The 9622-nt window shown below is 58.0% G+C and carries 8 protein-coding genes; all 8 read right to left on the bottom strand.

Annotated elements, in window-relative coordinates; all coding sequences use genetic code 11:
• Window positions 1-31 precede the first annotated feature (31 nt).
• The 8 genes from AW06_RS04180 to AW06_RS04145 are packed head-to-tail and all read right to left on the bottom strand — an operon-like array spanning window position 32 to window position 9108.
• Window positions 32-367, bottom strand: coding sequence for a M48 family metallopeptidase (locus AW06_RS04180; protein ID WP_034946042.1), 336 nt, complete (start codon window positions 365-367; stop codon window positions 32-34).
• Between the two features lie 4 nt (window positions 368-371).
• On the bottom strand, window positions 372-3377 hold the full coding sequence (locus AW06_RS04175) for an HsdR family type I site-specific deoxyribonuclease (RefSeq protein WP_034946039.1): 3006 nt from the start codon (window positions 3375-3377) through the stop codon (window positions 372-374).
• Window positions 3378-3379: 2 nt separating this feature from the next.
• Entirely contained in the window at window positions 3380-4249 is an 870-nt protein-coding gene (locus AW06_RS04170) for a hypothetical protein (RefSeq protein WP_034946036.1), read from the bottom strand.
• Window positions 4246-4761, bottom strand: coding sequence for a hypothetical protein (locus tag AW06_RS04165; RefSeq protein WP_034946033.1), 516 nt, complete (start codon window positions 4759-4761; stop codon window positions 4246-4248). The genes AW06_RS04170 and AW06_RS04165 overlap by 4 nt, the downstream gene beginning before the upstream one ends.
• A complete protein-coding gene (locus AW06_RS04160; protein WP_034946030.1) occupies window positions 4755-6035 on the bottom strand; it encodes a restriction endonuclease subunit S in 1281 nt (426 codons plus the stop codon). The genes AW06_RS04165 and AW06_RS04160 overlap by 7 nt, the downstream gene beginning before the upstream one ends.
• Complete coding sequence (locus AW06_RS04155) at window positions 6032-7099, bottom strand: virulence RhuM family protein (RefSeq protein ID WP_034946026.1); 1068 nt, start codon at window positions 7097-7099, stop codon at window positions 6032-6034. The genes AW06_RS04160 and AW06_RS04155 overlap by 4 nt, the downstream gene beginning before the upstream one ends.
• Window positions 7096-7536 carry a GxxExxY protein gene (locus AW06_RS04150; RefSeq protein WP_273704367.1) on the bottom strand — a complete coding sequence of 147 codons (441 nt, stop codon included), beginning with the start codon at window positions 7534-7536 and terminating at the stop codon, window positions 7096-7098. Before AW06_RS04150 ends, AW06_RS04155 begins: the two co-directional genes overlap by 4 nt.
• A gap of 15 nt (window positions 7537-7551) precedes the next feature.
• A complete protein-coding gene (locus AW06_RS04145; RefSeq protein WP_034946023.1) occupies window positions 7552-9108 on the bottom strand; it encodes a class I SAM-dependent DNA methyltransferase in 1557 nt (518 codons plus the stop codon).
• Between the last annotated feature and the right edge of the window lie 514 nt (window positions 9109-9622).

Raw genomic sequence — 9622 nt, 5'->3', positions numbered from 1 at the left:
TGAGGAAATCACCTAAGCTTAACAGCGTGCGTCAGCGCTCCCGCTGTAGCGAAATGTTATGCGCTATCTTCTTTAACTCACATGCATGTGCCTCATACTCACCCAGATGGGCGTGCATCAGGCTTTTCCAGAGCTTTCCGTGGTTGGGCACCGAGAAGTGGAGCAGCTCGTGGACGATCACGTAGTCCCACAGCTCGGGTTTCAGGGCGGGTAGTTCGTCGCTGAAATTCAAATGGCCCGCGGTGGAACACGACGCCCATTTGTTCCGCATCGGCCGCACCCCCAGCCAGACGATCTTGACGTCCAGCTTGTCGGCCCATTGGCGTACTCGCTGTTTGAACTCGTCTTTGTGATCGATCAACGTCACTGCCCTAGATCCGATCCGCCTTTTCCAGCAGCGTAAACAATTCATCCACCAAGGCCGTCACCCGCTCAAGGTCGTCGGTTTCGGCAAAGATGGCGAAGGTGGCTTTCTTTCTGAGATCGCGAAATTCCTTTTCGCTGCGTTTCCAGTTCGGAAATTCACTGAAGGCGTGGCGAATCTTGCGGCTGACCACCTCAGCGTTCTCAATCTTTGCGTCCAGCAGGCTGCGATAGACAAAATAGGTCAGGCCATCGAAGGACTTCTCGGCCTGTTCCTTCTTCCGCGCTTCATTGCCCTCCACTTCACGCAGCAATTCGGCCAGGGCCTCGGCCGTGCTGGTCTGGCGCTGCTCGAAGCTCTCCTGCACCGCCCTCGCCCGCTCCGCCATGGCGATCAGGCAAGGGTCGTCGCTGTTTTCCTGAGCCAGTTTTTCAATGCTCTTGATCAGGTTGATGACCTTGGTGCCATCCCCGCCGCTCTTGTTCTTGATCAGCTCGATGGTATTGCCGTCGATCGCGAGCATCTCGCCCAGACCGCCCACGCCATAACTGCCGACCTGCTGCTGCACCAGATGGCTGGTCTTGGCCTGAAACTCGCGGTCGACCATCACCGTCCGGGTGTAGGCCTTGCGGACGATCTGGTAGATCGCCGACAAGGTGCCGTAGTCGGCAATGAACGGGCGCAGGAAGGCATCGGGCGAGATGATCTCGTAGAGCATCTCGATCTCCTTGTACTCCTTGAAGAACGCCTTGCGCCGCTCGGGGTCGCGGAAATGCTCGATAAGGGTGTCGACGTCCTTGTCGTTGAAGTTGCGCTCGATCAATCCGAGGTAGTCTGGAGCCCTGGACTCCATCTTGTTCTTGAACAGCAGCTTCAGCAGCTTCAGGTCCTTGACGATGGCGTTGATCTCGTCGCTGTCGAAGGCCAGCGCCTTTTCCAGCTTGTCGAAGATGCCGACGAAATCCAGCACGAAGCCATGCGGCTTCACCATCTCCTGCGCCTCGTTTTCAAAGGGGCGGTTCACCCGGGCGATGGCCTGCAGCAGCGTGTGGTCGCGCATCGGCTTGTCGAGATACATCGCGTAAAGCACCGGCGCATCGAAGCCGGTGAGCAGCTTCTCGGTCACGATCAGGATCTTCGGCATCTGGTCGAGCTTGCCGAAGTTCTTGCGGATCTGCCGCTCCCGCTTGGGGTCGAGATGGAATTCCTTCAGCAGCCTCGAATCGTTGTTGCTGCCGGTGTAGACGACCTCGGAATACTCCGGCGGCAGAAACTGGTCGAGCGCGTGCTTGTAGTGGGCGCAGGCCTCGCGGTCGACGCCGACCAGGAAGGCCTTGTAGCCCAGCGGCTCGACGTTCCCGCGGTAATGCGCGGCGACGAATTGCGCCACTTGCCGGATACGCTCCTTGCCCTTGAGGAAGTTCTTCAGGTTCACCGCCCGTTCGAGAATCTTGTTCAACTCCTCGATGTCGGCCACGCCCTCGGCTTCGGCCAGCGACAGGAACTCCTTGTCCAGGGTCTCGTGCGGCACCAGCATTTCGTTGGAGGCGAGCTGGTAGTAGAGCGGCAGCGTGGTGCCGTCCTCGATGCTGTCGGCGATCGAATACTTGTGCAGGTAGCCCTGGTCGTCCTCGCAGCCGAAGGTCTTGAAAGTGCCCTTGCCGTATACCGTCTTGTCCACCGGCGTGCCGGTGAAGCCGAGGAAGGTCGCGTTCGGCAGGCCGGCCATGAGGAAGTTGCCGAGGTCGCCGCCGGTGGTACGGTGGGCCTCGTCGATCAGCACGTAGATGTTCGAGCGCGTGTTCAAGTCCGCCGGCATGTCGCGGAACTTGTGGATCATCGTCACGATGATGCCCCGGTAGTCGTCGCGCAGCAGCTGGTTGAGCCGGGCGATGCTGCCGGCGTGCTCGAGATTGCCCAGGCCGAGCGCGGCGAGGTTCTTGAGCATCTGGTCTTCCAGCTCGTTGCGGTCGATCATCAGCAGCACGGTGGGCTTGTCCGCCCCGGGCGCGCGGAACAGCCGCTCCGCCGCCTTGATCATGGTGAAGGTCTTGCCGCTGCCCTGGGTGTGCCAGACCAGGCCGCGCGTTCGACCGGGATCGAGGGCGCGGCCGACGGTTGCCTCCACCGCGCCGGTCTGGTGCTGGCGCAGGATGTACTTGTTGAGCTCCTCGTCCTTCTCGGAAAAGACGATGTAGTCCTTCAACAGAGACAAGATGTTGGGGATCGAACAGAACGTTCTGACCTTCTGCTCCAGACGGCCGGGGATTTCTTTAACCGCAGATGTCGCAGATTTACGCAGATTATTCTTTGGGTTGTCTTCATCTGCGCCCATCTGCGGCATCTGCGGTTCCAAAATCTTCCAGTTGAAGATGTTCCGCCGCACCGTGTTCCAGCTCACCCCGTAGGAAAAGCCGATGGCGTCGGTGGCGGTGAAGAGCTGCTGCGACACGAACAACTCGGGCGTCTCGCGGTGGTAACGGCGGATCTGGTCCACCCCCAGGGCAATCGCCTCGTCCTTGTTGGCGTTCTTGCACTCGATCACCAGCACCGGGATGCCATTGATCAGAAAGACCACATCCTCCCGCGTGCCGTAGTGGCCGTTGTGAAAGGCCCACTCCTCGGTCACTTCGTAAACATTGCGCGCCGGATCGGCGTAATCGATCAGGATCAGGTCGCGCTCGCGCTTTTCCTCGTGGTCGAAGAACTTGCCCCGGTTGCGCAGGTGCTCGACGAATTCGCGGTTGCCGTAGATGTCGGTGTGCAGATGGCGGAACTGCCCGAGCAATGCTCCCTCGGCCTCGGCGTAGCGCGGGTTGAATTCCCGCAGCTTGGTGTCGAGCAGGTCGTCGAAGAAGAGGGATCGGTTTTTGGCGCGGTCGGTGGGCGGCGCGTCCGGATCAAAGCCGCGCCGCTGCTCGGCTTCCTCACGGGACACAAATGTCCAACCGATGGCCTCGGCGTAAGCGAGGATTCGGGCCTGGACGGTTTTGTGTTCGTCGGGGGCGGGCATGGCTATTCAATTTGGCGTTTGCCGCTCGACAGAAGTCTCCGCTGCGAAATCGGACCTCTGTAGATGTCTTCATCGAGAAATTGCAGAAGGGATCGCAGTGCGCCTTTCTCTTCAGGAAGGACGATCCGGTCTCTGTCCATTTGAATTTCATATTCGACTGACGCAGCTGCATCTCGAATCATGTCGCCTGTAGCGTGATCAAGAATGCCTCCCCGGAGAATCAAGGCAATCTTCGTCCTACTCCACGTATTACAAGCACCCATAAACTTACTCGAATCGGAGCACTTAAGGCGTGCGTGAGCGACGAAAGTTCCAATCTGTTCATCGGTAGCCTCGGTGAAATATGTGGAAAGATCGAAAAGCTGCTTTGCCAAGTGAAAACTCTTGAATCGCAATACGCCGTCATTCCAAACCGCAGTGATATTGGCATCCAAAAGCAGAACAGGCTTGGTCAATTGTTTGAAGGTCGACGCATCGGCCATCGGCAATATCGCGAATCTCCGACCAGGAATCAAAACCCGTCGTGAATCAAAGTTTTGAAAGTAGAGCTTCCGCTGCCCGGCAGAGAAGTCGTATCCAACGATTCCGTTTATTGGAAGGGCAGCAAAATCAGCCGAATCTACTCTCTCAGCAGACAGCGGCTGCCGGCAGAATCCGATCAAGTCTTCCGAGATGGGGAAATCATGGATTTCGAAACATTCGTCATCATGGAGTTTATAGCCGGGGTCGAATTCAACGACCTGCTCAATGCCCCGACCAAACGAATCGGCAGCAGAAAGAAACAGATCACGAGCCCCTGAAGCGGCCGATTGGTCTAGGTCGAGCCTCAAGAATGGACGCTCTTCGTCTTTCGTCAAAAGTATGGGATTCATTTTTGTTTGGTTACATCAAGAAGCATGTAGTCGGTGAGGCTGACCACCGACTTGATCGCCTTAGTATTGTGGAGGTTTCGCCGAGACAGGAGCGTGTAGCCAACGTCCTCGATTGTGACCTCATAGAAGTGATATCCGATCAGCCCAAGCAGAGGATTGGTGTGGTAAGCATTCGACGTCATCACCACGAGGAAGAACACCCCTAAAACGACGAACATGGGAACACCGTCGAACTGACTCCCCCTCGCCAACGGCAACAGATAAGCCAAAACAAACCCGACAATCTCCTTGTCTGCTGGTTTGATCGACTTGATTACGACATCGTTTATAGAGAGCTGCCTTGCTGCCAGTTTGATTACCGTCACGCAAGCAATCACCGCGAGAACGGCACCTGCGAGTAGACCCAGCGCCAGACTTCGTTCGCTGTCGAACCACAAAACGACGGCGAACGTCACCATAACCGGTGCAAACGAAGTCGCAACCAAGAGGAGCTTTGGGAGGAATCTCAGCATGGCATCTCAAGTTCGTGAATGCGGATCTTCGCAGTCATCAATTCGTGAAGGAGGGTGCGGAAGAGGTCTTGGAGTTGCATGCGCTTTTCCTCGTGAAGCTCCTTTTTCCGTTCGAGGTTCTGAATCGCTGAAGCGATCTCTACCTGTTTCGCTAAATCGGGAAGTGAGATTTTGAATGCAGCCACCTCGTGGCCCATCAGGGTGCACGTACCGTGACCCGAGCGCCCGACCTTCTTGAAAAGGTTTCCCCGCAGTGCCTCCAAGGCGTAGAGAAGGAAGTCTGAGCGGAGTTTGGGCCCGGGAACGATGGCCTTCATGTCTTGATTGATGGCCATGGGGATCTCGGCGAGCGCGACGGGTACGGTCTTTGCCAGGATCATGCCGCGCACGACGACAAAGACCGAACCAGCGGGGGCGAGCTTGCTTCCGCTTTCGAGCGCCTCCTGCGAAATGTGGTCTTCAACGTCGGCGAGCCGTGGGCGTTTCATGTCCTTCGGGGATACCCAAGGAATCGTCCCCTCCCAGAACTCTGGATTCTTCTTCGAAGGCGTTCCTCCACTCTGGAAGCGGCAGACATCGGAAAGCGGCACCACCTCCCAGCTTTCGGGGACGGGGCCGATTTCGGTTTGTTTTTGGGGTTCGTTGCGGAGGCCTTCGGTGAAGAGCTTGTGCATGAGGGTCTTTTTCAGCTCGGTGGTGGTCTGAATGATCCGCTCTTGCGCTTCGATCGCCCGCTGCACCGTCGAAAGGATGTGCGCGATCTTCTTCTGCTCGGGGAGTGGGGGGAGCGCCATGGGCAACTCCGCCAGCTTCGACTGCGAAAGGTTCGGGATCGTCGTTACGTTGCCACGCCCAAAGTAAAGATTGGCCACGTCGAAGGCATACCAAAGCCAATACACGCCAAATTGCGGATGAACCTTGTCGCCCTTCGCCCGGAGGCGATGGAGATGGTTCTGGTATAGGCAGCCATCGACCTCATTGTTCCAAAGTGCTGTTCGTCCAATCGAACCGCCTTCGCAGACAAGCAGATCGTTTGCCTGAAGTTCGAGACGTGTCTGCTCGGCCTCGCTGAAATGCATTTCATCGAGATCAGTCAGTTCGAGGCGATTCCAGAAGACGTTCTTGGTTCGGAGAAATGGGCGTTGGTGCTCGCCATCGCGATTCCTTTTCGAGACCTGCTTTCCTTGCTGAATGTCGAAAGCCGAATCAACGCGGTCAATCGACCAGGCGGACGGGAACTCGCCAATTTCGGTTTGCTGGAGTTCGGCGCTCACTCCGCACCGCCTTCCTCGTTCCCGCTTTCCTCACCACTTCTTGCGATCCGCATGACTTCGGCATCGAAGTCCGAGACAAACAGACGATCCTGGACGATGCGGTATTTCTCGAACTCGGATTCGGCGTGGGCTTTGGCGATTTCGGCGGTGACTTTGCCGGCGTCCAGCAGGATTTCCCGGTCGGTGGCTGCGATGAAGCGGTTGAGGCGTGTTTCCCAGTCCTGCATGGTCATGGGGATCTGCCGCTGGGCCATGTCTTCGGCGACATCGAGGTAGGCGCTCACGAGCCGCGAGAGTTGTGCCATCTCCGGTTCGGTCAGGTAGTTTTTTGCGACGCTGACATCGAATTTCTGGATTTTTCCATGGGGCACATCTTTCCATGTGCTCAGGCCCATGTGCTGTTTCCCGGCATCGGCCCGGTCCACGATGACCTCGGCGGCGGTGTGGCCGTGGATCGCCCAGTGGAGCTTGTTCTGCACGGTGGCGAAGAAGCGCTGGGTGGCGGTGGCGCTGCGGTCGTAGTCGATGGCGGTGGCGTAGATGTCGGTGATCTTCTGGTAGAACTTGCGCTCGCTGAGGCGGATTTCGCGGACGCGCTGGAGCTGTTCTTCGAAGTACTGTTTGGTCAGGACGGTGCCGCCGGCCTTGAGGCGTTCGTCGTCCATGGCGAAGCCCTTGACGGTGAATTCCTTGACCACGGTGGTCGCCCATTTGCGGAATTGGACGGCCCGCTCGGAGTTGACCTTGTAGCCGACGGCGATGATGGCGGAGAGGTTGTAGTGGCCGGTGTCGTAGTTCTTGCCATCGGCGGCAGTTATCCGAAATTTTCGGATAACTGATTCTTCCGCCAACTCACTGTCTTTGAATACTTTCCGCAGGTGGTAGTTGATCGTCCGGACATCCACGTCATAAAGGACCGCCATCATTTTCTGGCTGAGCCAGACGTCTTCATCCGCGTAGATCGCCTCGACGCCGCCTTCGCCCTTGGCGGTGATGAAGGTGAGGTATTCCGCCGCGGAGGAACGCGTGAGGGAGGTTTCCTTGTGGTCTGGTTTCTTTTTCATGCGTTGCCTCCTTCTTGAAGGTCAACCGCAGATGGCGCAGATGGGCGCAGATGGTTTCTTGATTGGATGAAGCGTTTGTAGTCCAGGCGGGGCGTTCCGAAATTGATCAGGAGTGCCCGTTCAAAGCCGGTCGCTTTGAGGTAGTGCAAAACTTGTGCAGATTCGCTGTTGGTCAGTGCGTTAATCGCCTTGAGTTCAACGATGATTGAGCCGTGGCAGACGAAATCAGCGCGATAGGGAGTGCCAAGGGTGAATGCCTTATAGAGCACCGGCACAGACTGCTCTCTACGAAAGGGGATGTTCCGCTGCTTGAATTCGATCTCCAACGCATCCTGATACACCCCTTCCAGAAAGCCGTTTCCAAGCACACGATGAACTTCCATCGCCGCGCCGATGATGGCGTAGGTTTCCGGGTCTTTCTGTAAATCTGCGTTCATCTGCGTCATCTGCGGTTAGACCCCCAGCTCTTTGAGGATCTTTCTCAGGGCCGCGTCGGCTTCCCGCGCCTCGGCCTCGATCACCGCCAGTTCCCCGACGATCTCCGCAATGGGCCGGTAGGTTTCGGCGTCCGAGGTGTGGATGTAGCGGCTGGGGGAGATGTTGTAGTCGTTCTTCTTCAGCTCGGCGTGGTCGACGCTGCGGCTGAGTTTTTCCGCTTCGGTCCAGCCGATGAGGGTGTCGGCGATGCGCTGGATGCCGGCTTCGGGGATGAAGTTCTTGGGGTCTCCCTTTTCGAAGACCTGGGACGCATTGACGAGCAAGACCTTGCCCTGGCGCGCCTGCGGCTTGGCCTTGTTGAGAAACAGCACGATGCCCGGGGCGGTGGTGTTGTAGAACAGGTTTTCGGGCAGGTAGAGGACGCTCTCGATGAGGTCGTGGTCGACGAACCACTGGCGGACGGTCTTTTCCTTGTTGGTGCCGGCATTGCCCGATCCGCGCGAGGCGGCGCCGGTGTCGAGGACGACGGCGGCGCGGCCGGTGGCGTTCATGCTGGCGTGGATGTGCTGCACCCAGCCCCAGTCGGCGGACGACTTGCCGGGAAAGCCGGCCCCGGAGGGAAAGCGGTCGAGTTCGTCGTTGTCGTAGTCGGCCTCGGTGAACCAGTCCTGGTTCCACATGGGATTGGCGACGACGCGGTCGAAGCTGCGGAGCTTGCCTTTGCTGCGGAATTTGGGGTTCTTGAAGGTGTCGCCGATCTCGATCTGACCCTCCATGTCGTGGATGATCATGTTCATGTTGGCCATGGCCCAGGTCTCGGGGGTGAATTCCTGGCCGTACAGTTTCAGCGGGGCGACGGTGCGCATCTTGCCCTTGGCGCTTTCCTCCATGGCAATCTCGCATTTCACCAGCAGGCCGCCGGAGCCGCAGGTGGGGTCGTAGATTTCCATGCCGGGCTCGGGCTGGAGCACGCGGGACATGATGGTGCCGACCTCGGGCGGGGTGTAGAACTCGCCGGCGCTCTGGCCGCCGCCTTCGGCGAACTTGCGGATCAGGTATTCGTAGCTCTTGCCGATGATGTCGGCCTCGACGTCGTCGAGCCCGAGGCGCTTGGTGCTGATGGCCTCGATGAGGTTGGAGAGGCGATCGTCGTCGAGGTCGCGCTGGCCGTGGGTGGTGGCGTTGAAGTCGACGCGGTCGATGATGCCCTGCAGGAGCGGGTTTTCCCGGGCGATGGCGCGCATGTGGGTGGTGACGCCTTCGCCGATCCTGTCGGAGAGCTTGCGGATGACGGACCAGACCGGCTGCTCGGGATCGTCCGGCAGCAGGGGCAGATAGAAGCGGACCAGCTTGTGGTCGGCCTTGGCGAGCTGGAAGGCCTTCTTGCGCGAGCCGACTTCCTTGGCGATGCGGTTCAGTTCGTCATCAAAGACGTCGCAAAGGCGCTTGGTGAAGATGAGCGGGAGGATGTAGTCCTTGTACTTCGGCGCGTCCTTGGCGCCACGGATGGAGCAGGCGGCGTCCCAGATCCAGGATTCGAGGGATTTGTCTTTACCGTTGTTGCTTGCCATCAGCGTTAAGTCCTTTATTGTCTGCTTTTTATTGGGACAATTTGAAACATCCTGCCATTATGCAAATTGGAATGGAACTCTGCAGAACGGCTTTATGCCGATTGCAGACAATATCAAAGCGGGCATCATTAGGGTGCTTCGGCCGAGCAGCCGACCGTCGACACGGTGGCATGAAGGTCGTTTCCTGGTCGTTTCCTGGCCGGTTCCCGACCGGCACCATCCTACACCTGCCGACTGCTTTCCGGAGCATACCGCTCGGTCAGGAGCGGAAATTGACATCCCTTTAGCCGACTGACCGGTTATGGTTGATCGCTCAGGGTCAGCGTTGGCTTTGGAGAAGAATCTCCACCATCCGCTCCTGGCTGAAAATTGCCATCCAGCCATTTTGGCCCACCGTCGACCTGGCTGCCACGCCGTATGTACCATGACATTTTCCAACCACGGATTGCACGGAAACGGGCCATCCGCATTCTGATCCAGCCAACCGTGGATTGCTCAAAACCCAGGACCATCA

This window comes from Candidatus Accumulibacter cognatus (assembly GCF_000584975.1).
In the GTDB taxonomy this organism is placed as follows: Bacteria; Pseudomonadota; Gammaproteobacteria; order Burkholderiales; family Rhodocyclaceae; genus Accumulibacter; species Accumulibacter cognatus.
This window is presented reverse-complemented; position numbering and strand designations above follow the sequence as displayed.